This is a genomic window from Streptomyces sp. NPDC047117 (genome assembly GCF_040643545.1).
Lineage (GTDB): Bacteria > Actinomycetota > Actinomycetes > Streptomycetales > Streptomycetaceae > Streptomyces.
Map to the genome: position 1 here is coordinate 91,978 of NZ_JBEYUN010000007.1, position 22,983 is coordinate 114,960.

A 22,983-nucleotide genomic window follows, 5' to 3' on the forward strand; every position below is an offset into this window, starting at 1 on the left:
CCAAGTCGCGGTCGTCCCGGCCTTTTTCTTGGAGCGGACCGCTGTCCGGCTCCCCGCCCGCCCCGGCGATGGCCGCGGGGCGGACAGGCAACCGTCACCGGCCGTGGATCCAGTTCCAGACGGCCATTACCGTGCCGCCGACGCCGAGGCCGATGAGCATGCGGCGAGCCGGACGAGAGAGGCCGGCACCCTCGATGGGCCGGTCCTCCAGGAGCCAGATGTCGTCGCCGTCCGGGGCGGCCCCGCCGTGTGCGATGGCACGGTGTCGGGCGCGCTGGGCGTCGGCTTCTTCGGGGGTGGCGACGGGCGGCCAGGTCTTGCGGCAGCGGTCGCAGCGGTAGCGGTGAAGGGTCACCGAAGCCCCTTTCGGAGTGGTAGCGGGGGTTGGTAGCGAGCAGGTAGCCGGTCAGGTAGCGGCCGCTGTGACCTGCGGTTTCTACCTCGCTACCCCGGTCTCAGGAGAGGGCCCGGGAGCGGGGGTAGGGGAGGGCTCAGCGGCGGCCGCAACGACCCCCATCGGGGCGGCCGACGCGGCGGCCACGGGCGGGGGCTGGGCGGCAGCCGGGGCGGGCGCCAGGGCGGGTGCCGACGGGCCCTCCTCCCCGGCCGCGGCGGGGGCCTCCCCGAGCCCGGCCGGGAGGTCCCGCACTCGCACCCCTATTCGCACACGTTGGCGGCCGCCGAGGTAGAGCTTGAACTTGTCCGTCGGGATGTCCCAGCTCGCGAGTGCGGTCTTGAGGTCGTCCTGGTCCCAGTCGCCGAGCAGGCCGTTGTCGAGGAGTTGGGCGAGGTGGGCGCCCTGGTGCTCGGTGCCCGCGAGCTTCCGTACGAGAGCGGCGACCAGCTCCGGGGTGGGGGAGGCTTCCTCCTCCAGCCCCTCGTCGAGCTCCAGCTCCTCCTGGTCGTCGTCCTCCTCGAAGAACGCCGGCCTTTCGGCCGGGGGAGGGGAGGGGGCGTGCATCCAGGCTGCTGCACACCAGCCGACCACGGCGACCGGCATCCCGTAGGCGGGATGGGTCCAGGCGAGGTAGGCGGCGACGTACCCGCCCCCGGCGACGTAGCCGAGGCGGGTGAGGGCTTCCTTCCAGTCTTCCGCCGTGATCCAGGCCCAGCCCCGGCCGAGCAGCGCGGTGGAGCCGGTGAACAGCGCCTCGAACGCCTCCCGGTTGGGCAGGTAGGGCCGCAGTTCGATGCGGGCCCGGTCGGGGCCGGCCTCCTCGATGGGCCGCTCCCCTGTCGTTTCGTCGGTCATCAGGCCACTCCGAGGACCTGGTTGAGGCCGGAGGCCAGGAAGGTGGAGACGATGCCCCAGATGCCGCCGGCGGCCGCGAAGATGCTCGCGGCGGCGATGCCAAGGAGGGCGGCGGTCCGGGGCTTGAGCTTCATCCCGTAGAGGACGATCACCATGACCAGGGCGATGGCGCCCATGCCGACGTTGCCGCCGACGCCGGACTGCACGGCGGCGGCCATGCCCTTGGCGATGCTGCCGGGCGTGCTCCACACCGCGGCAGCGGTGGCGTAGAGCGTCCCGGCGATCAGACCGACGATGGCGGCCTGGTCGGCGTCGAGCTTGATTTTGTGCTTGCCCTTGATGCCGACGATGAGGAAGACGGTGGCGGCCAGGGCGGCGCCGGAGGCGCCGAGGGTGCCGAGGATCTGCCCGGACTGGATGCCGGCAGCGGCGAGGGCGTTCACGTGGGGCTCCTTAGAACTGGGCGAGGAGGAAGGCGAGGACGGTGGTGGCCAGGGGGATGCGGCACATCCAGGCCAGCGGGGGCCACCAGTGCCGGGTCTTGTGGTCGATCAGCACGCCGACAGCGAGCACGACGACGCCGCCCAGCACCACGGCGCCGACCCGGCCGTACTCCCGGCCGCACGCTTCGATGAGCTCTTCAAGCGGCTGGACGGCGTTCAGGCCCCAGCCCAGGACGGCGGCCGAGACGTTGTAGAGGACCTTGCGGCCACGGGTGGGGTGCAGCAGCTGCATGCCGACCGTGCCCGCAGGCGCCCAGCCCCGCCAGAAGGAGTCAGCGGCCGGAGCCTTCGAGACCGGAGCCGGAGCGGCGAGGTCGTCCTCCTGGTCCTCGTCCTCCTCCAGCTCCTCCGGCTCTTCGTCCACCTCGTCGGCGTCGGTATCCACCGGCTCCGGCTCGGTGTCCTCCTCCGGACTGAGGTGGACGGGCTTGTCCGCCCACCAGTCCGGGAGGCGGTCCGATGGCACGGCGATCCGGTGCGGGGCCGGGTCTTCGGCGGGCGGGGAGTCCTCGTCGGCGTACAGGCGGTTCCACCAGTCGTCCGAGGCGTCCCCCTGCTCGGGGAGGTGAACGGTGGGCGGTTCGGAGGGCATCGGTGGTGGGGTGGTCACGGAGCCCTCCTTCACAGGGCGGCGCAGGCCAGGGCGAGGCCCACGGCGACGGGCAGTAGTACGGCGGTGGTGCACAGGGCGGGCAGGATGCGGCGGGGCGAGATGGCTGCCAGGCCGGTCAGCGCCAGGGCCGTGACCGCCCACCAGGCCAAAATGAGGACGGTCATCCGGCGGCCTCCAGCGCGTACCGGTCGGCCTCCTGGACCGTCTCGGCGGCTTCCTGCTCCTTGGTCAGGCGCTGGTAGACCTTGTGGACGTAGGAGGTGGACCGGGTGGATTTCCGGGCCGCTTCGGCGATGGTCTCGCCCATCACCCAGCACGTCCGGATGACGTTCATCGCCTCAACAGAGGGCAGCTTCTCCGGCTCCGGCGCCTCCTCCAGCTCCCGGGTGGACGCCGCAGGGACGGCGAGGGGGTACACCCGGCGGTCACCGCAGATGACCAGCGAAGGCCGCCGCCCCCGCAGCACCGCAGGCTCAGTGGCCACCGGGGCCGGGCGGGAGGTGGACGGTGAAGTGGACGCCGGGTGGACGGCCGGGCCGTCCACCTTCTCCACCACCGCGTCCCCCTCGGCCGGTGCGGTGTCCACCTGGGCGCGCAGCTCGGCGATTTTCGCCAGGATCGCGCGCCGGTAGTGGGTGATGGCCTCGGCCAGAATGATCAGCAGGGCCGGGGGGATGGAGTGGAGAACCAGCCCCGCCGGATCCACCGCGCGGGGAACACCGAACGGGGTGCCCTCCGGCCAGAGCGAGCCCCAGCAGTTCATGACCCAGGTGCCAAGGCCCGCGAACCAGCGCAGTCCCGTGGCCCAGCCGGAGGGGTGCACCCCGTACTCCGACAGTCGGCCGTCGAAGACGAGCACCGCCCCCAGGGCGAGGGCCACCATCGGGTCCAGCAGCCAGGCGATCCAGGGGGAGACGTGGTGGTCGGTAGCGAAGGTGGTCACGTTGGTGGCGGTGAAGACCAGAGCGATCACTGCCACCACGATCAGGACGGCGGTCAGCCCGGCCTGGAGCTTGTTCAGCGCCCTGACCTGCTCCACCAGCGGCGTCGTTACCGTTCTCATGCCCTCCCCTCCTTGCGGAGGGGGCGGACGGTGACGGTGGCGATCAGCCGGACCGGCGACGCCGGGTCGCCGGGGGTGTCGCTGTCCTCGATCCACTCCCACTCGGCCGCGGGGGCGACCTCATAGCCGAGGCCGGCCAGCGTCCGGGCCCGCTCGGTGAGCGTCGGGGTGGGAGCGGTACGGGGCCATTCGTGCTCGGGCCACTGGCTGACCGGCGTGCTCAGCAGCACGACGTACAGATGCCACCGGCCACCGCTGTCGGCCATCTGGGCCTGGAACGTCTTCGGCATCAGGCAGCCTCCGGCGATCCGTCCAGGCCGCGGCGGTGGGCCATGGCGCGGCGGGCGGCCAGCACCTTGCGGCGGGTGCGGAGGAGGCGGCGGGTGTCCAGCTCGGAGGCCGGCCGGTAGAGGGTGACGATGTAGGCGTCCAGCAGCTCGACCTCCGCCGTGATGAGCGGCATCTCGTGCTCGATCGCGTCCAGTTCCGCTGCGGTCGGCTCGCGGTCGGTAACAGGGGTTTGAACAGTGCCGATGTGCTTCATGGGTCGGGCTCCTCTCGTTGTGGAACGGCCCAAAGAAGCGGCCCCGGTGTGCCAGCACCGGGGCCGCGCTCGTGTGGAGTCAGGAGGTTCCGGCTCCCCTCAGCCCCGCCCGTAAGGCCACGGGACCGGACGGGCGGAGGAGGCAACCGGCCGCAGCATGAAGTGCTGCGGAGAGGTTGGTGCGCGGGCCTTGTCCCGCGCCGGCCGCCTTATCGGAGGAGGCGGCGGCCTCGTCACGCTGTTGAGTTCTCAAGGAACGACCAGTGCGAGGACCCGCAGCGCACCGCGAGCTATCCCGAACCGGGCATGACGGTGCCGCCGCAAACAGCAGCACCTGCACTCATGCACTTATGTGCAGGAGTGACATGCAGAAGAGTGCCCAACTCCTGTACATGAGTCAACCCGCCGCGCAGGTTGCCGCGGCGGGTCAGGTGCTCAGAAGCAGGGCGAGTCAGTCACCAGCCGGGACGCGGTACTCCAAAACGAACTGATCAGCGGCCATGTAGGTGTCGCAGACCTCCACCACCCGGCCCGCTTCGGACTCTGCGTTGCGCGTCAAGTGAATGATGGGCGAACCAGGGCTCAGGCTCAGTGCCGCGACCTCATGTTTCGTGGCAAGTCGGACGCGAAGCGTCTCCGTTAGCTCCTTGAGGACGTGCCCGTGCTCTTCCAGTCGGGCGTAAATGCCTCCGCCCCCGGGGTTTTCCTCGAACAGCTCCGGGATGTCCTGGGCGATGTCCCACGGGAGGTACGACGTGGCCTCCTCAGTCGGGATGCCGTCGCTGAAGTAGAGCCGACGACGGGAGAGGACCTTCGTGCCTGTCGGCACCGACAGCCTCTCGGCGATCTCCTCCGGAGCATCGGTCGGCCCGACGTAGAGGACGCTCACGGTGGCCTTGCTGCCCGACTGCTCTGCCTCGGCCAAGTAGGCCGCCTTGCCCGCCATGCGGTGCGAGCGGCGGAAACGGTCGGAGGACTTCCGCCGTACCGGGGGCCGGCGCTTCACGTACGACCCCTTGCCGTGCCGCGTTTCCACGAGGCCCGTCGTACGCAGCTCGCCGATCGCCTTACGGACCGTGCCCTGCGACGCGGCGTACTTCTTCATGAGCTCAGCTTCGCTGGGCACCTGCTCACCAGCAGGCAGAACCTTCTCCTCAATCTGCTGGATCAGGTCGTCAGCGATCTGTAGGTACCGTGGTTTCCCGGCATCCCTGGAGGGTGTGGGCGCCATGTCCTTCTGGACCTCCTAAGCTCCTGTACATAAGCAACGCTACCTGGAGGGCGCGTCTATGCCGCTTCACTCGGTCTCGGTCGCCGGCGTCGTTGTCCGTGACGACGGCCGTGTACTCGCGATCCGACGCGCAGACAACGGCACGTGGGAGCCTCCCGGCGGCGTGCTCGAACTGGACGAGCGCCCAGAGGACGGCGCCGCACGTGAGGTGCTGGAAGAGACGGGCATCCACGTCTCGGTCGAGCGCCTGACCGGCGTCTACAAGAACATGACGCGAGGCATCGTGGCCCTGGTCTTCCGGTGTCGGCCGGTCGATGGCGTGGAGCGCACGTCGGAAGAGTCCACCGCCGTGGAATGGCTGACTTCCAAGGAAGTCGAGAAGCGCATGGGCGCGGTCTACGCCGTGCGTGTACTGGACGCCCTGGCCCCGGCAGGCACTCCTTACGTACGGGCTCACGATGGGCACCGTTTGCTCGCATCGACCTGAGTTGGATGAACCTGACGCGTTCCTCACGGGTGGGAATTGGTTCGCGCTCCTCGACAGCGGCCCCGAACGTGGCCTGTAAGCGGCTGTGATCGGGGGCGCACCCGTCCCGCCCCGAAGTTTTCCGTAACCGGCATTAGCGTTAACGAGGCGCAGACCCCGGGAGCTCGCAGGCCCCGCCGTCGACGGCGGGGCGAGCCCACTCGCTCACTCGTCCTGATTCGCGAGCTGCTCCATACCCTTCTCTCGCCACCACGGGAGCGACCCGTCGGCAGTCACAAAAGACCGCAGATCCTCGAGTGTGGTAGCCGGGGCCTGGAAAAGTAGATCGAGCCCATAGTGCGCCAATACGTGAGGCCCCAAGGGGGATCCAACCACGTCTACAACGGATCGATCGAAGTCAACCTCTACATCATCCCGTGCGCCAGGAAGCCTAAGTTGAACCGAAATAACTCGCGCGAGTTCACCAAGAGCAGTGCTCAGGGCATCCATATCTGTTGATTCCCTCAGGCCTGCCACCGTGCTGCTTTGAATGCGCATCTTGCTGGCTGGTGAGGTAAATTCAATTCCCTCGATCCCGTAGGCGTCCAAACGGCGTTCTATGTCGCTCCAGCGCGGTACCGATCCTACGTGGCTGCGATGAGCTGTCTTACGCCTGTCATCCACGAACTTGAGGCGAACTTCTGACGAACACAAACATAGCGCAGAATCTTCGACCTTCCAGGAAAAGCCAGCGTCCGGATCTTCGAATAGGTCCGGCTGTGCGTGGTCTAGCGCCGCACTCTTCACCTTTATGCGATCAAGATTGGCATTCACAAGAACGTTCAGGTTCGGACTCGCCGACCAAGATTCAAGATCTTGCAGCAGTCGAACATTTATGTTTTCCCCGAGGCTCCTCCAAAATTCAGTGTTCGGGATTTCTTCGAGTCGCAGAAGAAACGGAAGAATCTCTGCCAACTCTTCGGCGGAGAGTGCCCCACCTCGCCGCCCAGATCCAGGGAATCTTTCTACATCGCCTCCCCTGCTTGACCAGAGAACCTGCATCACCCGCTCCATGCGGGAAGAGAAGCCCCCGGTGAAGTGCTCATTCACGGTCCTTACCGACTCGGCAACCGCTTCTGTGTCCAAGTGCGTAAGCGCGTAATCGGTTCGCCTTACGGCCTTCTGAACACCATCCGCGGACCTGCCAATCAAGTACCCCTTGCCACCTTGCAGGAGGGACGTCTTAAGCATCTGAGTCAGAGGCGTTCGGGACCTCTCGCTAGAGATATTCTCTAGGGCGAGGGCGCTTGAAAGGAGGCAGTCTTCGTACTCGGTTGTCACCGCTTCTGCGTCAGGATCCGAATGGATCTCTCGGCCAATCGAGATGAAAGCAGGTGAATCCTCGTGCAGACTCGCCAAGTCCCGCTCTATGAACGGGCCTTCAACGTTGAGTCGCAGATAAACGTCGCGACTAGCCCGCTCGCTCGCATCTTTCCAAGATAGAACAAAATCTGGGACGAACGTGTGATTGAAGTAATCTGTAGCCTTGATCTCGCTTTTTGGATCCAGGGACTGCAGTTCTTTCGCCATAACATGCTTAACATCACGAATCGCCGCGTCAGGAGAAGACTGATGCAGAGCATCCTGAATCTGGGAATCGACAGTCCCTCCCACTCCTCACACCCCCTTTGTGATGTAGTTACGAATGTGGCCGAGATACTCTCGATCCATCATCAGTTCCTGCTGCCTACTCGACAAGACTATAAGCCACAGCCTGTCGGCCACCATTTGCCCAATATCCGGATTGTACTCATGGCTATCAAGCTTGTCGGGGTGCCCCTTGGCAGCCTCTTCAATCATATTGGCGTTACATAGTTGTGTCCATGAGCTCGACAAGAAAGGATGCCAAGTTATCCACATGAACTCATACTGTCTATCAGGGCCATCATTGAGCATTCTCGCCGTAGCCGAGTAGCAATCTGCAAGATACTCTCGATACTTCGTTCCCTGATTGTCGCTAGCGTAAGCTTTTATTTCCGCATAGAACATATTCTTCTTCGGGCCGGTGAAATAACCGGCCAGATCCCAGGACTCCGTGCTCCCGTCCAGCAAACTCAACGTTGTCATGGCTGGCGCTTCATAGACTACCCATGGGACCGTCACGCGAGTCGTACTCTCCAGCCACTCACGAGCGAAGTAGGCGCCTTCGCGCCCCTTCTCCTGTTGCTGCTCACCTGCCGCCATGAAATCAAGGTATGACGCTTGCCGTCTGCTGTCATCAGGGCGTCTCTATGGCATCCTCGGCGAAGCCTTGACCTGGGCTTTTACCGGTTCCGAGGCAGATAAATGATCCGAATCGTTGGTGCTGGCACTGCCAGCGCGTAGATCTTGATCGCAGGAATGCAGCGTTCCGCAACTACCTGTCGTTGTCGGACTGCGAGATGCCGGCCATGCCAACCCGTACGCCAATGCCTACGCACAGCCACTGCTGCTCAAGATCGCTTGCTGCCCCCCTTGAGGCATTGACAGGCCCAGAAACCGGGATGGCCGCCGGCCCGGCGCGTTGCCGGCGCAGGTCGTCAGAGCAACATCGCCGCCGGGCTCATCAGTGGGTCTGTCCGTCGTCGCGCTGTGACGGTCGTTGTGCCAGCCGGGGCTTTCATGACTCCCCTGTGTGTATCCCGTGAGGAGAGAGATGGAGAAAATCTCCAGGTTAGACGTCGTGAACGCGGCCAGCTGTCACACTGCCGCCGCGGTCGATAACGAGTCCTATTTTGATGGCTTTAGCATGTCGGCGAAACCTTGGAACCCAAAGTAGCCAACCGAGAAACCTATGATTGTACCTCCCCAAAAATCTTCGATAGAGACGAAAGGCTGAGCAGACGATTTTCGAGCAAACGCTACAACCACTACTAGGCTGGCAAGAACTCCAGTCAGTATGCCTCGGAGCCAAGCCATTCCATCGGGAACGGGGTTAGCTCCCAGAGCCCGCAATGAGGTACCGACTAAAGCGCCAAATACGCCGCCTACTGCCGTAGATGGTAGAGGGGCATTGATGAGCACATCGTGTGCAACGGTCGTTGTATGGTCGGCGCCATCGAGGGAGAAGTTAACTTGAATCTCAAAACTATGAGCTAGCGGCTTAAAGAATAGCCATGAACGTGTTCGTAGTACGAATTGTCTAACGGTTGAGTTTCCTGGTTGTAAGGTAATCGGGACAGTGCCCCGACGGTAATCGATCAGGCGGCGAAATATTTGATCAAGCTCCTCGGGTCTTGGATTTTCTGGAAATGTGAACTGGACGCTGGCGATGGTGGCACCCTCGCCCACCTCGCCTCCGATGGATATGTGACTACTAATGGCGCTCGCGGGTTGTTCTGGTGAAAATTCCGTTCCGACTGCTGTGGCGACCCCGCCGTTAACCTGTCGGGTCAGTCGTCGCTTCCATCGCCATTCCTTTAGAGAGGTAATCGGTCCGTTGAGTGGAAAATTGTGTTCGCTCTGAAGGAGTCGCAATCTGTTCACGTCGACGAGTTCTACTGGGATGTGGGTTTCCACTTCATGGAGGGTTACTGGCACGTCAAAAGGATTCCGTATTACAACGAATATCGAGAAGTCGGTGCCTGCCACTGTCTCAGGGTTGGAAGAGGAGACGGTGACCTCTAGCGCGCCCCGGACAGGTCGTCGATTTGAGGTGCTTTCGTCTCTCGCTGTAGATGCGTTCAAATCTTCCAACTTTACCTCCATGATTGAGGTCTGCATTGACCGATCGTTCGCCGCCATTCCAGCGCGTCCACTGGGCCACGGGAGCGCGGTGGAACTGGGAGAGCGGACTGTGGCGGGCGGTGGCAGGTCAAGGTCGGATAGCGCGTAATGCGTAGTTCTCGGGCTTGGATCCCACGTTGAGGTGGCTCAACCAAGAAATTTACGCTGAGGCCGTTCGGCCTGAGGATCCTCGTTTAGCCACTGCCTTAGCGCGGCTGCCTTTTTGGGCCGTCCTAGCAGAACGTACGCCCGCTCCCACACCACCGGGTCCGCCAGCGGAAGCCCCCTCCACGACCCGGTGACTTGTGAGGGCAACGGCACCACCTCGTCTGCAGACCGCAGGGCGAACCCCACCAGCAGGTCGATTGAGTGGCCCCCGCCGTCGATGATGAACCGCCGCCGCGTCGCGTACAGCGGATCGCCACCGGTCCCGTCCGAGAACCGGAAACCACCGTCGTCCAGTGCCTCGCGCACCGCGGCCTCGGGGGAGTCAACGGTCAGATCCCAGTCATGAGCGATCTCCGTGAGTCCGAGCGCAACCAGCAGACCGGACCCACCCAACGCGGGCTCCATGCCGCGCGCCCGTAAGCTCCGGACGACACGCATCACAACGTCGACAGGTGGGGTTCGCATGACGGCAGCCTAGCTAGTGACGCGGGTGCTGACGGCAGTTATTGACGGCAACAGAGGGGCACGCTGCCAAACCAGAGCAACCCTTTGTACACGTTATTGCCTCAGGACGGGTCCTGTGAGGCACGTCTACGGACGCCATAAAAGATCTTGTAAAGCGAAGGTCGTCGGTTCGAATCCGACAGGGGGCTCAGAGCGCTGAACAGCGCAAGCGCTTCGGCCGGGCCCCTTTGAGGGCCCGGCCGGGGCGTTTTGACATCCACGATGGACTATGCCGACCGGCGGAACGATCACCGCTCGCGCTCGACGCGCCTCTTCAGCAGCTGATCCACGAGGCACCTCGGCGATCTTCCGCTGGAACCGGACCGGGAAGCCGTCGGCGGCCTTCAGGTGCCACTCCAGCTGCCGCTCGTGGGCGGCACGCCTTCGGGGGGCGCCATTACGGGGAACCGGGCTGCTCCCCAGCAGAGGGAAGCCAGCAGTGGCTGCCCCTGCCCCTACCCCTGTCCTACCGCGCGGTGCGCTCGGCTTGCTGCGCCCATACCGGCACTCAGCCGGCGGGCCGGGTGCCCTGCATGTCGTCGATCCGGTCCGTGGCGTTCGCGACGATGCCCGCCGGAATGCCGAGCGAGGCCAGCTGGAAGGTGAACATGGGGCGTTCGTTCCTCCCGCCTGCGTGCGCCGGGTCGTCCGTGTGCTGGATCGGTACGCCGGGTCTGTATCCCGACTTGAAATGACTCTATCCAGGGGGAGTTGCGCGTTTGCGTGTGGGGACGCGGGTGCGGGTGTGGATGCGCGCTGGGCGGGGGCGCTGATGTGAGCCCGGGGGGTTGTCGGCCGGGTGGGAGGCGGGGGAGTGATCGGGGCTGGATTGTGCGGCACGGTCGGGCTCTGATGGGCCGTTCCCGGCGTAAGTTCCCGGCATGGCGAGTTCTGTGAGGACGACGGCGGTTGATGGGGAGGCCGGGATGGCGGCAAGTGCACGAGCGGGTGCGGACAAGGGCGCCGGCGAGGGGATTGACAAGGGTGCTGAGAAGGGGGTTGAGGAGGGCGCTGTGCTGACGCGGGAGGACTTCGAGCGGCGCATGGAGCGGGCCGGGCGGGCTGCGGCGGACGCCGGGCTGGCCGGTCTGATCGTGACGCCGGGGCCCGATCTGGCGTGGCTCACCGGGTACACGCCGACCGCCGTGACCGAGCGGCTGACCGCGCTGGTCGTCGCCGTCGACCGGCGGCCGCGCCTGTTGGTGCCCGTACTGGAGCGGTCGGACGCGCAGCATGCCGCCGGCGCCGGTGCGACGGAGGTCGTGGGGTGGCGGGACGGCGAGGACCCGTACGCGGTACTGGCCGGACTGCTGGAGCCGGAGCGGCGGTACGGCATCTCCGACTCGGCCTGGGCGATGCACCTCCTCGGGATGCAGCGGACGCTGCCGGGCAGCGCGTACGCCTCGCTCACTGAAGCGCTGCCGATGCTGCGCGCGGTCAAGGACGCGTACGAGGTGGAGCGGCTGGCGGCGGCGGGTGCGGCGGCGGACGCCACGTACGAGGAGATCTTGGCTGTGCCGTTCGCGGGGCGCCGGGAGAGCGACGTGGCGACGGATCTCGCGCGGCTGCTGCGCGAATACGGGCACAGCCAGGTGGACTTCACGGTGGTGGGCTCCGGGCCCAATGGGGCCGACCCGCACCACGAGGCGGGCGACCGCGTGATCGAGGACGGCGACATGGTCGTACTCGACTTCGGCGGGCTGAAGGACGGGTACGGCTCGGACACGACGCGCACCGTGCATGTGGGCGAGCCGACCGCGGAGGAGCGCAAGGTCCACGACATCGTGCGGGAGGCGCAGCAGGCGGCGTTCGAGGCGGTGCGGCCGGGCGCCGCGTGCCAGGACATCGACCGGGTGGCGCGGAAGGTGATCAAGGCGGCGGGGTACGGCGAGTACTTCATTCACCGGGTCGGGCACGGCATCGGCGTGACCACGCACGAACCGCCGTACATGGTCGAGGGCGAACACCTGCCGCTGGTGCCGGGAATGTGCTTCTCGATCGAGCCTGGCATCTACCTGCCGGGGCGCTTCGGGGTGCGGATCGAGGACATCGTGACGTGTACGGAGACGGGCGGACGGCGGCTGAACAACACGGCGCGGGAGATGGGGATTGTGGGATAGCGGCCGGGCTGGGCCGGTCCCGGGCTTCGGCCGATGCCTTCTGGGCCCCGGTTCCTGGATCCGGCCGATGCGGTCGGCCGCCGAGGGCGAGTACGACCACGTCGGCGGGCCGCCGAGAGGGTTATCCACAGGCCGGGACGGGCGCCGGCGGAATGTCAGTGGCCGGGTGCAGGATGGGTCGGGATGAAGGCGGAGTCGGCTGCCGGGGGCGGGGGTCGGGCACTTTGTGTCGGGCGCCGGGCGCCGGGCGCCGGGCGCCTGGTGTCGGGTGGATGCCGGCCGGGGCGGGCTCGTGAGGTGGCTGCGCGTGGGGGCGTGGGCGGAGACGGAAGGGTGCGGAGATGGGCGGTGGTCGTGTGGCCGGGCGAGCCGGGAACGCCGAGCGGGCGAGGCGGGCCGTACGGCGGCCGGAGGTGCGCCTGCCGGAACTGGTCGCCTATGAGGGAGGGGAGTGGGAGCCGGAGGGGGATTACGACGGGCTGGAGTTCGCGGACGCGGACTTCGGGGGGCAGTCGGCGCGGGGCGCGCGGTTCCTCGACTGCGCGGTGCGGCGCAGTTCGCTGGACGAGGCGGTGCTGAGCCGGACCCGCTTCATCGACAGCGTGCTGGAGGGGGTGCGGGGCGTCGGTACGGATCTGTCGGGGGCGTCGTTCCGCGATGTGGAGATGCGGGACGCGCGGCTGGGCGGGACACAGCTGCACGGCGCGGTGCTGGAGCGGGTCGTGGTGCACGGCGGGAAGATCGACTTCCTCAACCTGCGGAAGGCGAAGCTGCGGGACGTCGCGTTCGAGGAATGCGTGCTGGTGGAGGCGGACTTCGGCGGGGCCGAGCTGGAGCGGGTGACGTTCGACGGCTGCACCTTGGCGCGTACCGACTTCAGCGAGGTGCGGATGCGGGACGTCGACCTGCGGGGTGCGGCGACGCTGGACATCGCCCGGGGCATCGACCGGCTCGCGGGCGCGGTGATCAGCACGTCCCAGCTCATGGACCTGGCACCGGCGTTCGCGGCCCAGGTGGGCGTTGCGGTGGAGTGAGGGGAGCTCGGGGGATCAGGGGACTCGGCGGGTTAGACCGTCAGCAATTGAGGAGTGCTGGGAGCGCGGGGGAGCTGGGGATGATCAGACGCGGGGGAAGCGGGCCTGGAGGTCCCATACGAGGGGGTTGTCGGCCAGCCCGTCGTGCATGTCCGTGAGGTCGGCGATCAGGTCGTGCAGGAAGTCGCGGGCCTCGCGGCGCAGCGCGGCGTGGTTGAAGCTGAGCGGGGCCTCGTCGACCGGCATCCAGTCGGCGGTGACGTCCACCCAGCCGAAACGGCGCTCGAAGAGCACGCGGTCGGACGACTCGGTGAAGTCCAGCTCGGCGTGTTGCGGACGGGCGGCGCGGCTGCCGTGGGGGTCGCGGTCGAGCTGCTCGACGATGTCGCAGAGGGCCCAGGCGAAGTCCAGTACCGGTACCCATCCCCAGGCCGTGGACAGCTCCCGGTCCGCCTTGGTGTCGGCGAGGTAGACGTCACCGCAGAACAGGTCGTGGCGCAGCGCGCGGGTGTCCGCGGTGCGGTAGTCCGTCTGCGGGGGGTCCGGGAAGCGCCGGGAGAGCGAGTAGCCGAGGTCGATCACGTAGGTGATGGTCGCATGCCGGTTGAGGTGATCGCTTGGGGAGGCCAGCGAGAGATCGGGCAGGGGTCGGGGAGAGGTCAGGGGGAGGTTCGACAGGAGCCATGCGGAGGGCGGAGGAGAGAGGGAGGCGCGCCCCCGGCCCGTCCCTGGCCCGGAGAGGCCCGGGGAACGGTCCGGGCCTCTCCGGTGGTGCTGATCGATGGGGGGGAGGTGGGGTCAGGGCTGGGTGAGGATGCGGGGGCCGTCGTGGGTGATGGCGATGGTGTGCTCGAAGTGGGCGGCTTGGCTGCCGTCCGTGGTGTGGAGCGTCCAGCCGTCGCCGCCCGTGTAGTACGCGTTGCCGCCGCCGGCCAGGAACATCGGCTCGATGGCGAGGACGAGGCCGTGGCGGAGGACGAAGCCGCGGCCGGGCCGGCCGTCGTTGGGTACGGACGGGTCCTCGTGCATCTGTCGGCCCACGCCGTGGCCGCCGAAGTCTTCCGGGATGCCGTAGCCGGCGGCGCGGCCGATGCTGCCGATGGCGTGCGAGATGTCGCCGATGCGGGCGCCCACGACGGCCGCCGCTATGCCGGCTTCCAGGGCGCGCCGGGTGGTGTCCATCAGGTGCTGGTCCTCCGGGCGCGGGGTGCCGACCGCGACGGTGATGGCCGCGTCGCCCGCCCAGCCGTCCACCACCGCGCCGCAGTCGATGCTGAGCAGGTCGCCGTCGCGGAGCCGGTACGGGCCCGGGACGCCGTGCACGATCGCGTCGTTGACGGACGTGCAGATGGTGGCGGGGAAGGGGGTGAGCGCGAAGGACGGTCGGTAGTGCAGGAAGGGCGAGGTGGCGCCCGCCTCGCGCAGTACCGAGCGGGCGATCTCGTCCAGCTCGGTCAGCCGGGTGCCGGGGGTGGCGGCTTCGCGTGTGGCCGTGAGGATGTCGGCCACCACGCGGCCGGTGGCGCGCATCGCGTCGAGGGCGGTGTCGGTCTTGATCTCCACCATGGTCGGGTCCTTCGTGTTCGGGGCGCTGCGGTGGTCGGTCGGCGGGGTGGCCGGTGTGCGGCGGGACGGGTGGCTGCGTGGGGGCGCGGTGCCGTCCGTCGCCCTGTCGCCGATCGCCCGAGTCGTGGCTCACCGATGCGCCCAATTTTTATACCGGTATTTGTTTACCGGTATTAGTATCACGGCATGGTCCGTACACCTCTCACTCCCTGGGAACGCGAGCGCGGCGAGCGGCTGGGGGCGCTGCTCCGGGCGGCGCGCGGTGACCGCAGCATGGTCGAGATCGCGGCAGCCGCGGGGATCTCCGCCGAAACGCTGCGCAAGGTCGAAACGGGGCGGGCGCCCACCCCGGCCTTCTTCACTGTGGCGACCCTCGCCTCGACGCTCGGACTGTCGCTCGATGAGCTGGCATTTCTCGCTACCCCACCGGGGGAAGGAACAGGCGCCGAGGCCGAGTCCGAGGGGGGCGGGGTGGTGTCGCCGGCTGCGCGGCCGGGCATCGCGGCCGCCTGAGGGGTGTGGGCACGGGCCTGATTCCACGTCCGGCCCACGCCCGTCCCACGTCCGTCCCCCCACCCCTCCCGCGAGGGGCCACGGTCGGCTGTCTTCGTCAGGGCCGGTGGAGAGGTCAGAGGTCCTTGTGCAGGACCGTGCACGGGCGGCCCATGGCGAGGTCCGTGCGATGGTCGATGGCGCGGTAGCCGAGGGCGGTCCAGAAGACGAGCGCGCCGGGGTTGTTGTCCAGGACGGCCAGGCGTACGCCGTCGTGGCCGGAGGCGCGCAGCCGGTCCTCGACGCATGCCGCCAGGTGGCTGCCGCGGCCGGAACGGTGCAGGTCGCCGTGGATCAGGAGCAGGCCGATCCAGGGGTACGGGTCGATCGGGTCGGGGTGTTCGGTGAGGGTGGCCGCCAGGCCCGTCAGTCGTCCCGGCGGCCGGTCGTCCGTCAGCCGTCCCGGCGGCCGGTCGTCCGATCCGGGAGCCGTTACGCGTCCCGGTTCGCGGGCGAGGAGTACCTCGGCGGCGGGGTGCGCCAGTTCGGCGTTGAGGCTGGAGGCGACCTCGTCCCGCCGCAGGGCGTACGGGTCGGGAAAGTCGCCGCTGAGGGCGAAGAACTCGGCGTTGGAGGCGTAGAGGTCCGTCAGTTCGTCGAGGAGCGGGTCCGGAAGGCGGCCGTCGGTCTCGGCGAGCAGGGCGCTCAGCGGTTCCAGAGCGGCGGCTTCAGCGGGGGCCTCAGCGGAGACCTCAGTGGGAGCCTCGGCGGGAGCGTCGGTGGGGGAGTCAGTGGGCGGCTCGTCCTCGTGCGGGTGGTGGCTCGTACCGGTCATGGCCGCATGGTCGTCGGTCGGTCGCCCCGAAGCGAGAGATTTCGGCGGAGTGCCGAGAAGGGCGCGCCGGAGGGCGGGGAGGTTCGCGCCGGAGTGGCGGAAGCCTGCCCCGGAGCTGCCCCGTACCCGGCCGGAGCAAGCAGGCCGGAGCAGGCGGAGGCCGCCCGCGGCCGCTGGGTGCGGTGCGGGCGGCCTCCATCAGTCAGCCGTCAGCCGACGTGACTGTCAGCCGAGGCAGCCGTCAGCCGACTCAGCCGTCAGTCGACGTGACTGTCAGCCGAGGCGGCTGTCAGCCGGGGTGACCGTCGGCCGACGTGGCAGTCGGGTCAGCTCAGACGTTGACGCCGAAGTCCTGGGCGATGCCGACCAGGCCCGAGGCGTAGCCCTGGCCGACGGCGCGGAACTTCCACTCCGAGCCGTTGCGGTACAGCTCACCGAAGACCATCGCGGTCTCGGTCGCCGCGTCCTCGCTGAGGTCGTAGCGGGCGATCTCGGTGCCGCCGGCCTGGTTCACGATGCGGATGAAGGCATTGCGGACCTGGCCGAAGTTCTGGCTGCGGTTCTCGGCGTCGTAGATGGAGACCGGGAAGACGATCTTCTCGACGTCGGCGGGCAGCGCGGCGAGGTTGACGTTGATCTGCTCGTCGTCGCCCTCGCCCTGGCCGGTGACGTTGTCACCGGTGTGCACGATGGACTGGTCCGGCGTGGCCTTGTTGTTGAAGAACACGAAGTGCTGGTCCGAGTAGACCTTGCCGCTCGGGTTGACCGCGATCGCGCTCGCGTCGAGGTCGAAGTCCGTGCCCGTGGTGGTGCGGACGTCCCAGCCGAGGCCGACCGTGACGGCGGTCAGGCCCGGAGCCTCCTTGGTGAGCGAGACGTTGCCGCCCTTGGACAGGCTTACAGCCATGGGAGTGCCCTTTCCTCGTCGTTTCGTCGGGCTCCGTACTCCGGACGAAGCTACCGTCACCCTGCACAACGTCGGTCGAGGACCATGAGGTTCCAGCTGGCTTTACTTTCTTTGCCAAGTCCTGATGCGGCTCGGGGGCCGGACGGGGCCCGGACTGGGCCCGGGCGGCGAAATGCGGGTGACGGGACCGGCGCGGGCGCGCGATCATTGGTCCATGTCCGGGCCCTATGTCATCCGTGGTTCGGTCGTCCTTCCGGAGGCGGAGCTCGTCTGGCGCTTCTCGCGTTCATCCGGACCGGGCGGCCAGCACGTCAACACCTCCGACAGTCAGGTGGAGCTGCGTTTCGACCTCGCCGCGACCACTGCGCTGCCCGAGGTCTGGAAGGAGCGCGCGCTCCAGCGGCTGGCCGAGCGCGGGCGGCTGCTGGACGGTGGCGTGGTATCCGTACGGGCCTCCGAGCACCGCTCGCAGTGGCGGAACCGCGAGACCGCCGCGGTACGGCTCGCCTCCTTGCTGGCGGAGGCGTCCGCGCCGCCGCCGAAGCCGCGCCGCAAGACGCGTATACCGCGGGGCATCAATGAGCGCAGGCTGCGGGAGAAGAAACAGCGCGGTGACACGAAGCGGGGGCGTTCGGGCCGCGACTGGCACTGAGCCGCCTCGGCCCTCTCCGTACCCGCCGGCTCCCCCTACTGCAACTTCCGGTACCGCCCCCGATCACCTCAATTTCCGGTACCGCCCCCGGCTACCCCAGCTTCCGGTACCGCCCCCGGCTACCCCAGCTTCCGGTACCGACCCCGGAAGTACGTCAGGGGATTCGTTTCCACGTGCGGGGTGTGGGCGGTCAGTACGCGGCCGATGATGAGGGTGTGGTCGCCGGCCACGACGCGCTGTTCCGTACGGCACTCCATCGTGGCGAGCGCGCCCTTCACGAGTGCGGCGCCGGTCTCCTCGCCCCGTACGTGCGGGACGCTCGCGAAGAGGAGCCGGTCGCTGAGGCGGCCCTTCATGGAGAACTGGCCGGCGATGTTGCGCTGGCCCTCCGTCAGGACCGAGACGGCCCACAGGGGCTGCCTCTCCAGGATGTCGTCCATCCGGGACTCGTTGCGGACGCTCACCATGACCAGCGGCGGGTCGAGCGAGACGGACATGAACGCGGTGGCGGTCATCCCCGCGTCCTCGCCGTCCGGGACCTCCCCGTCGGCCGGGTCGTCCTCCGGGTCGAGGGCGGTGATCAGTACGACCCCGGCAGCGAGCCGGGACAGGGCGGCACGGAACTCGTCGGCACTCACCCCACCAGCATGCGGGATCAGCTCCTGGCCCTCGACGATCGCGTCGGGGCGCGAGGTGATCTCCTCCGGGCGGGAACCCGCCTCTTCCGAACGGGGGCTCGGCTCCGTGTCCGGGTTCGGCCCCGTGCCCGGGGTGGGGGCGGTGCGCGGGTCGGTGACGGCGGCGGCAGGGTTGTTCGTGAACACACAATGAACGCTAATCGGATCCGCGTGCGGTTCGCATCGGGCCCTGGGACCAGCCGCGTCCTAGGGCTGACGACCGAGGACTCCGGTCGGCGGAATTTGCGTTCAGGAAGTTTATGGAAGCGAGGAAAGGGCTTTCGGGGGAGTGGGGTAACTTCCCGGCGTGTTCTGTGACTTGAGTCACAGCGGGGGGTAATTGTTGACCCTGTGTACCGGGTGAACAGCTCACTGTGATTCAGTGGCCGTGGCAATCGGACGACTAGAGGACGACAAGAAGCCTGGAGTTGCTGTCGAGGTCTCAGGGAGAGCGAGCGATGGAGACCGAGTCGGAGCCATACGTCCGTCTTGCGACCCTGCGGCAGCTGCACCAAGTGGTCGCCGACCTGAACACCGCACGCAGCCTTGCAGACACGCTGCAGGCCGTCGCCGACGGCGCGATCACCGGGCTGGGCTATGAGCTCGCCGCGGTCAATCTCGTACGCCCCGACGGTGACCTCGTGGTGGCCGCCGTCGCAGGCAGTGCGGGTGCCGAGGCCCTGCTGTCCGGCCGGGTCGGCTCCCGGGAGTCCTGGGAGCGCCGGCTGAGCATGGGCCAGCGGTGGGGCGACCTGTGCTTCATCCCGCACACCGAGGGCTGGGTGCTGGACGACGACGACGTCCCGCAGTGGCACGCCGCCGGGCCCACGCCGCGCTTCCCCGACGAGTGGCATCCGATGGACCGCCTCTTCGCGCCCATGTACTCGGCCTCCTCCGGCGGCGGCGACCTGCTCGGCGTGATTTCCGTCGACCGGCCGCGCAACGGGCGCCGTCCGGGAGCCTGGGGCCGCGAGGCGCTCCAGATGTTCGCTTTCCAGGCCGCGATTGCGATCAGTAATGCCCGGTTGCGGGCAAACATGCAGCGCGCGCTGGTCCGGCTGGAGCGGGAGCAGCAGGCGCTGCGGGCGAGCGAGGAAAGCTTCCGGCAGGCCTTCGAGTACGCGCCGAGCGGCATGGCCATCGCCGAGATGGGCGGCGACCAGCACGGACGGCTGCTGCGTACGAATGACGCGCTGTGCCGGCTGCTGGGGCGCCCGGCTTCGGTGATGCGCCGGTACTCCTTCTCCGACCTGGTGCACCCCGAGGACATCGGGACGCTGCTGCGGACCTCCGCCGAGGGTGGCCGGGCGGAGCTGCGGCTGGCCCGCCGCGACGGCTCCTACGTCTGGGTGAACCTGCGCAACAGCGTCGTCGCGGACACCGCCGACGGCCCGCGGTTCCTGCTCACGCACGTCGAGGACATCGAGGAGCGCAAGCGGCACGAGCTGCAGCTCGCGCACCGTGCCAGCCACGACTCGCTGACCGGCCTGCCGAACGCCGCCGAGCTGCGGGCCCGGCTCAGCGCCCGGCTGTGCTCGCGGCCGCCGGGCGCGGACGAGGCGGACGCCTTCGCCTCGGCGGTCGGCGGGGACATCGACGGGCACGACTTCCTGCCGGACGGCGGCGGCGAACCGTTCGAGGGCTTCCACCTCGCCCGTACGGGTCCGGTCTACGACAGCCATGTGCACGCGGTGGCGCCGTCGGACGGGCCCGAGGACGACGGCGCCAAGGGGCTGGCCGTGCTCTTCTGCGACCTGGACGGCTTCAAGTCGATCAACGACCGGTTCGGGCACCACACGGGTGACGCGGTGCTCATCGAGGTGGCCAGGCGGCTGACCAACGGGGTGCGGGACGGCGACACGGTCGCGCGGCTCGGCGGTGACGAGTTCGTCGTGCTCGCGGACGGGCTGGGCAAGGCGGACGCCCAGGACCTGGCCGTACGGCTGCGGAACGCGATCATCCCGCCCATCCGGGTGGACGGCCGGGCCGTGCGGGTCGGCGCCAGCTTCGGGATCGGCTGGGCCGGCTGCGGCATGTCGGCCGAGGAGGTCCTGCAATCCGCTGACCAGCGGATGTACGTCGAGAAGCGGTCCCGCTCGAAGGCGAACCGGCGAGTGGGCTGACGGCCGGCGCCCGGGACCGGGGCCTTGCAGTCCTGCCCCTGGGGCCGCAGCCGACCTCCGCGGCCGCATGGACCCACCCGCCGCATCGGGCCCGCCCGTCCCACCCGCCCCGTACCCCGGTCATGTGGCGGAAGACACCTCCCGCCCGGCGGAGGGCGTCCGTACCGCGCTGACCGCTGCCTACCCCGGTGAGTGCCTGTTGTTCACCGTCCTGTAGTGATCTTGTGGCCGTACGGAACCGGCGTACGCCGCTCCGCACCGGGTAGGCTGCGCCGATGCGGCGCTGGCCGCCGGGGGCCTCACAAGCATGTAGACATCAGTACGTAGACATTCGTTTGCAAGACCGCTGGGGAGTGACGCGGAATGACGGCCGGTAGTAACGGCACGGACACGCCGGAGAACGACGATCCGTTCGGCTACCTCTACCGCTCGGAAGGCGGCGAGGCGGGCGCGCAGGGTCAGTCGGGCGCCGGCGCGGCGGTGCGGCAGCCGGGCGTCCCCAGAAGGTCCTACAACCAGGTGCGCGCCGTCGGTGAGCGGCAGTACGGGCAGCAGCAGTACGGGCAGCAGTACGGCCAGCAGGCGCAGGCGCCGCAGCAGCAGGCGTACGGGCAGAACGCGCACTACGCGGCGCCCGAGACGCTGCCGGGCGGCGGGGCGCGCAACGGCCACGGCGGGCACGGTGCCGGCGGCTCCGGCCAGGGGCCGCGCCGCAACCGCAACGGCCTGCTCATCGGCGCCATCGCGGTCGTCGCCGTCGTCTGCGTCGGCATCGGCGTCGCGATGATCTCCAACAGCGACGACGGGAAGGGCGAGGAGGCCGGCGGTGCCGGCTCGTCCGCGAGCGAGAGCGCCGGGCCGAGCACCAAGCCGTCCGACAAGCCGGCCGAGGTCGACCTGCCCAAGGCCGACGCGGGCAGCCTGCGACTGGACGGCTCGGCGACCACCGCCAAGGACATACCGGGCGCCCGTTCGTCCGGCGGCCTGTACGTCACCGGCATGAACACGCCGGGCTCCGCGGCGACGTGGAAGATGGACGTGCCCAAGGACGGCCAGTACACCGTCTTCGTCGGGTACGGCGTGCCCGGCAAGGACGCCGACGCGACCCTGTCGATCAACGGCAAGGCCCGCGACTCGGGGCTGAACATGAAGAATTTCGCCGGGGCGCAGGAAGGCGACTGGGAAAAGGGCTGGACCCGTACCTACGCCTGGGTGCAGCTGAACAAGGGCACCAACGAGGTCAAGATCTCCTGTGAGCAGGGGAACAAGTGCGACTTCAACCTCGACCAGGTGTGGCTCAAGGCGGGCCAGGTCACCAAGCCGTAGCCGGTACCGCCGGCCGGGGCCGCCCCTGAGCCCCGGCCACCGGTGCCGCCCCTGAGCCTCGGGCTCCCGGCCGGCGCCGCCCCGAAGCCCCGGCCGCCGGCCGGGGCTCACCTCTAGGCCGCCGCCGGCCCGTCCGTCACGGTGACCTCGCCCAGCAGTTCCTCGTACGTGGCGCGGTCGAATTCGCCGGCGCCCTCGGCGCGGACCGTGGCGGCGGACAGGGCCACCGCGCGGACCAGGCGGTCCGGCCAGGAGAGGCCTTCGACCAGGCCGGTCAGCAGGCCGGCCACCGCCGAGTCGCCCGCGCCCGTGGGGTTGCCGGCGATCCGCCGCGGCGGCGCGGCCTGCCAGGAGCCGTCCGCGGTCACGGCGAGCATGCCGTCGGCGCCGAGCGAGGCCGCGACCGTGTGCGCGCCCCGGCGGCGCGCGTCCCGCGCGGCCCGCAGCGGTTCGTTGTGGCCGGTCAGCGCGGCCAGCTCGTCGGCGTTGGGCTTGGCGAGGTCGGGCCGGGCGGCGAGGCCGCGGCGCAGCGGTTCGCCGCTGGTGTCGAGGAGGACCGGGACGCCGGCCGCGCGGGCCGTACGGGTGAGGCGCGCGTACACGTCAACGGGCACGCCGGGCGGCAGGCTGCCGCACAGGGCCACTGCCTCCGCGCCGTCGAGGAGTTCGCGGTACCGGGTGAGGAAGGCGTCCCACTCGGCGGGGGAGACAGTGGGGCCGGGTTCGTTGAGCTGGGTGGTGTCGCCGCCCGCGGTGTCCACGACGGCGACCGTGCGCCGGGTGGCGGCGCCGATCGGCACCAGCGCGTCGGTGACGCCGGACTCCTGGGCGAGCATGGCGCGCAGCGCGTCGCCGGTGCCGCCGCCGGCGAAACCGGTGGCAACGGTGTCATGTCCCAGTGCGGCGAGCACCCGGGCGACGTTCAGGCCCTTGCCGCCGGGGCGTTCGGACACCTCCGTCACCCGGTTGGTGCCGCGCGGGCGGAGCCGCGGTACCCGGTAGGTGATGTCGAGTGCGGCGTTCAGCGTGACCGTGAGGATCATGGTTCCCCCTCCCGCGCAGTGGTCGGGTGGCCGTGTGAACGGCCGGGTACGGACGAGTGCGCGAGCGATCATGCCATCGCCGACGGCAGTTGGCACAGA

At 68.6% G+C, this 22,983-nt stretch carries 26 protein-coding genes; 7 read left to right on the plus strand and 19 right to left on the minus strand.

From position 1 onward, the window contains the following. Window positions 1-94 precede the first annotated feature (94 nt). The 9 genes from ABZ840_RS15290 to ABZ840_RS15330 form a co-directional block, all read right to left on the minus strand. Entirely contained in the window at window positions 95-355 is a 261-nt protein-coding gene (locus ABZ840_RS15290; RefSeq protein ID WP_361559099.1) for a hypothetical protein, read from the minus strand. 81 nt (window positions 356-436) lie between these two features. Continuing rightward, window positions 437-1,252 carry a hypothetical protein gene (locus ABZ840_RS15295; RefSeq protein WP_361559102.1) on the minus strand — a complete coding sequence of 272 codons (816 nt, stop codon included), beginning with the start codon at window positions 1,250-1,252 and terminating at the stop codon, window positions 437-439. Further along, on the minus strand, window positions 1,252-1,695 hold the full coding sequence (locus ABZ840_RS15300) for a hypothetical protein (RefSeq protein ID WP_361559105.1): 444 nt from the start codon (window positions 1,693-1,695) through the stop codon (window positions 1,252-1,254). The genes ABZ840_RS15295 and ABZ840_RS15300 overlap by 1 nt, the downstream gene beginning before the upstream one ends. A 10-nt stretch (window positions 1,696-1,705) precedes the next feature. Further along, entirely contained in the window at window positions 1,706-2,365 is a 660-nt protein-coding gene (locus tag ABZ840_RS15305) for a hypothetical protein (RefSeq protein ID WP_361559108.1), read from the minus strand. Between the two features lie 11 nt (window positions 2,366-2,376). Then, window positions 2,377-2,532, minus strand: coding sequence for a hypothetical protein (locus ABZ840_RS15310; protein WP_361559111.1), 156 nt, complete (start codon window positions 2,530-2,532; stop codon window positions 2,377-2,379). Beyond that, a complete protein-coding gene (locus ABZ840_RS15315; protein ID WP_361559114.1) occupies window positions 2,529-3,431 on the minus strand; it encodes a hypothetical protein in 903 nt (300 codons plus the stop codon). The genes ABZ840_RS15310 and ABZ840_RS15315 overlap by 4 nt, the downstream gene beginning before the upstream one ends. Further along, window positions 3,428-3,721: a DUF6303 family protein gene (locus ABZ840_RS15320; RefSeq protein ID WP_361559117.1), complete on the minus strand. Its 294-nt coding sequence runs from the start codon at window positions 3,719-3,721 to the stop codon at window positions 3,428-3,430. Before ABZ840_RS15320 ends, ABZ840_RS15315 begins: the two co-directional genes overlap by 4 nt. Then, entirely contained in the window at window positions 3,721-3,975 is a 255-nt protein-coding gene (locus ABZ840_RS15325; RefSeq protein WP_361559120.1) for a DUF6284 family protein, read from the minus strand. The genes ABZ840_RS15320 and ABZ840_RS15325 overlap by 1 nt, the downstream gene beginning before the upstream one ends. A gap of 451 nt (window positions 3,976-4,426) precedes the next feature. Then, window positions 4,427-5,206: a GntR family transcriptional regulator gene (locus ABZ840_RS15330; protein ID WP_361559123.1), complete on the minus strand. Its 780-nt coding sequence runs from the start codon at window positions 5,204-5,206 to the stop codon at window positions 4,427-4,429. 58 nt (window positions 5,207-5,264) lie between these two features. On the opposite strand from ABZ840_RS15330, the gene ABZ840_RS15335 reads away from it, so the two are divergent. Beyond that, window positions 5,265-5,693, plus strand: coding sequence for an NUDIX domain-containing protein (locus ABZ840_RS15335; protein ID WP_361559126.1), 429 nt, complete (start codon window positions 5,265-5,267; stop codon window positions 5,691-5,693). Window positions 5,694-5,897: 204 nt separating this feature from the next. On the opposite strand, the gene ABZ840_RS15340 is transcribed toward ABZ840_RS15335, so the two are convergent. The 4 genes from ABZ840_RS15340 to ABZ840_RS15355 all read right to left on the minus strand — a co-directional run bounded on the left by ABZ840_RS15340 (window position 5,898) and on the right by ABZ840_RS15355 (window position 10,070). Continuing rightward, window positions 5,898-7,346 carry a hypothetical protein gene (locus tag ABZ840_RS15340; protein WP_361559129.1) on the minus strand — a complete coding sequence of 483 codons (1,449 nt, stop codon included), beginning with the start codon at window positions 7,344-7,346 and terminating at the stop codon, window positions 5,898-5,900. Between the two features lie 3 nt (window positions 7,347-7,349). Continuing rightward, window positions 7,350-7,916 carry a hypothetical protein gene (locus tag ABZ840_RS15345; protein ID WP_361559132.1) on the minus strand — a complete coding sequence of 189 codons (567 nt, stop codon included), beginning with the start codon at window positions 7,914-7,916 and terminating at the stop codon, window positions 7,350-7,352. 525 nt (window positions 7,917-8,441) lie between these two features. Further along, on the minus strand, window positions 8,442-9,302 hold the full coding sequence (locus ABZ840_RS15350) for a hypothetical protein (RefSeq protein ID WP_361559135.1): 861 nt from the start codon (window positions 9,300-9,302) through the stop codon (window positions 8,442-8,444). Window positions 9,303-9,584: 282 nt separating this feature from the next. After that, entirely contained in the window at window positions 9,585-10,070 is a 486-nt protein-coding gene (locus tag ABZ840_RS15355; protein WP_361559138.1) for a hypothetical protein, read from the minus strand. Window positions 10,071-11,125: 1,055 nt separating this feature from the next. Here ABZ840_RS15355 and ABZ840_RS15360 point away from each other — a divergent pair. Then, window positions 11,126-12,229, plus strand: coding sequence for an aminopeptidase P family protein (locus ABZ840_RS15360; RefSeq protein WP_361559882.1), 1,104 nt, complete (start codon window positions 11,126-11,128; stop codon window positions 12,227-12,229). Window positions 12,230-12,570: 341 nt separating this feature from the next. Continuing rightward, entirely contained in the window at window positions 12,571-13,263 is a 693-nt protein-coding gene (locus tag ABZ840_RS15365) for a pentapeptide repeat-containing protein (RefSeq protein WP_361559141.1), read from the plus strand. 84 nt (window positions 13,264-13,347) lie between these two features. On the opposite strand, the gene ABZ840_RS15370 is transcribed toward ABZ840_RS15365, so the two are convergent. Both ABZ840_RS15370 and map read right to left on the minus strand, forming a co-directional pair. Beyond that, window positions 13,348-13,845, minus strand: a complete 498-nt coding sequence (locus ABZ840_RS15370) for a hypothetical protein (protein WP_361559144.1) — start codon at window positions 13,843-13,845, stop codon at window positions 13,348-13,350. 216 nt (window positions 13,846-14,061) lie between these two features. Continuing rightward, window positions 14,062-14,829 (minus strand): type I methionyl aminopeptidase, encoded by a 768-nt coding sequence (map, locus tag ABZ840_RS15375; RefSeq protein WP_361559147.1) that lies wholly within the window; start codon window positions 14,827-14,829, stop codon window positions 14,062-14,064. Between the two features lie 186 nt (window positions 14,830-15,015). Here map and ABZ840_RS15380 point away from each other — a divergent pair, with 186 nt between their 5' ends. Beyond that, on the plus strand, window positions 15,016-15,342 hold the full coding sequence (locus ABZ840_RS15380) for a helix-turn-helix transcriptional regulator (protein ID WP_361559150.1): 327 nt from the start codon (window positions 15,016-15,018) through the stop codon (window positions 15,340-15,342). A gap of 115 nt (window positions 15,343-15,457) precedes the next feature. On the opposite strand, the gene ABZ840_RS15385 is transcribed toward ABZ840_RS15380, so the two are convergent. Further along, the gene (locus ABZ840_RS15385) at window positions 15,458-16,156 is read right to left on the minus strand and encodes a GNAT family N-acetyltransferase (RefSeq protein ID WP_361559153.1); all 699 of its coding nucleotides are present in this window, start codon (window positions 16,154-16,156) and stop codon (window positions 15,458-15,460) included. Between the two features lie 331 nt (window positions 16,157-16,487). Then, window positions 16,488-17,063 (minus strand): TerD family protein, encoded by a 576-nt coding sequence (locus tag ABZ840_RS15390; protein WP_052863614.1) that lies wholly within the window; start codon window positions 17,061-17,063, stop codon window positions 16,488-16,490. Window positions 17,064-17,277: 214 nt separating this feature from the next. Here ABZ840_RS15390 and arfB point away from each other — a divergent pair, with 214 nt between their 5' ends. Continuing rightward, a complete protein-coding gene (arfB, locus tag ABZ840_RS15395) occupies window positions 17,278-17,715 on the plus strand; it encodes an alternative ribosome rescue aminoacyl-tRNA hydrolase ArfB (RefSeq protein WP_361559156.1) in 438 nt (145 codons plus the stop codon). Between the two features lie 119 nt (window positions 17,716-17,834). Here the strand turns inward: arfB and ABZ840_RS15400 are convergent, their stop codons facing one another. Continuing rightward, window positions 17,835-18,413 (minus strand): flavin reductase family protein, encoded by a 579-nt coding sequence (locus ABZ840_RS15400; RefSeq protein WP_361559885.1) that lies wholly within the window; start codon window positions 18,411-18,413, stop codon window positions 17,835-17,837. A 437-nt stretch (window positions 18,414-18,850) separates the two neighbouring features. On the opposite strand from ABZ840_RS15400, the gene cdgB reads away from it, so the two are divergent. Both cdgB and ABZ840_RS15410 read left to right on the plus strand, forming a co-directional pair. Further along, window positions 18,851-20,515: a diguanylate cyclase CdgB gene (cdgB, locus tag ABZ840_RS15405; RefSeq protein ID WP_361559159.1), complete on the plus strand. Its 1,665-nt coding sequence runs from the start codon at window positions 18,851-18,853 to the stop codon at window positions 20,513-20,515. 363 nt (window positions 20,516-20,878) lie between these two features. Beyond that, window positions 20,879-21,841: a carbohydrate-binding protein gene (locus ABZ840_RS15410; protein ID WP_361559162.1), complete on the plus strand. Its 963-nt coding sequence runs from the start codon at window positions 20,879-20,881 to the stop codon at window positions 21,839-21,841. A gap of 113 nt (window positions 21,842-21,954) precedes the next feature. Here ABZ840_RS15410 and pfkB read toward each other — a convergent pair whose 3' ends face one another. Further along, window positions 21,955-22,884: a 1-phosphofructokinase gene (gene pfkB / locus ABZ840_RS15415; RefSeq protein ID WP_361559165.1), complete on the minus strand. Its 930-nt coding sequence runs from the start codon at window positions 22,882-22,884 to the stop codon at window positions 21,955-21,957. Window positions 22,885-22,983: the final 99 nt, after the last annotated feature.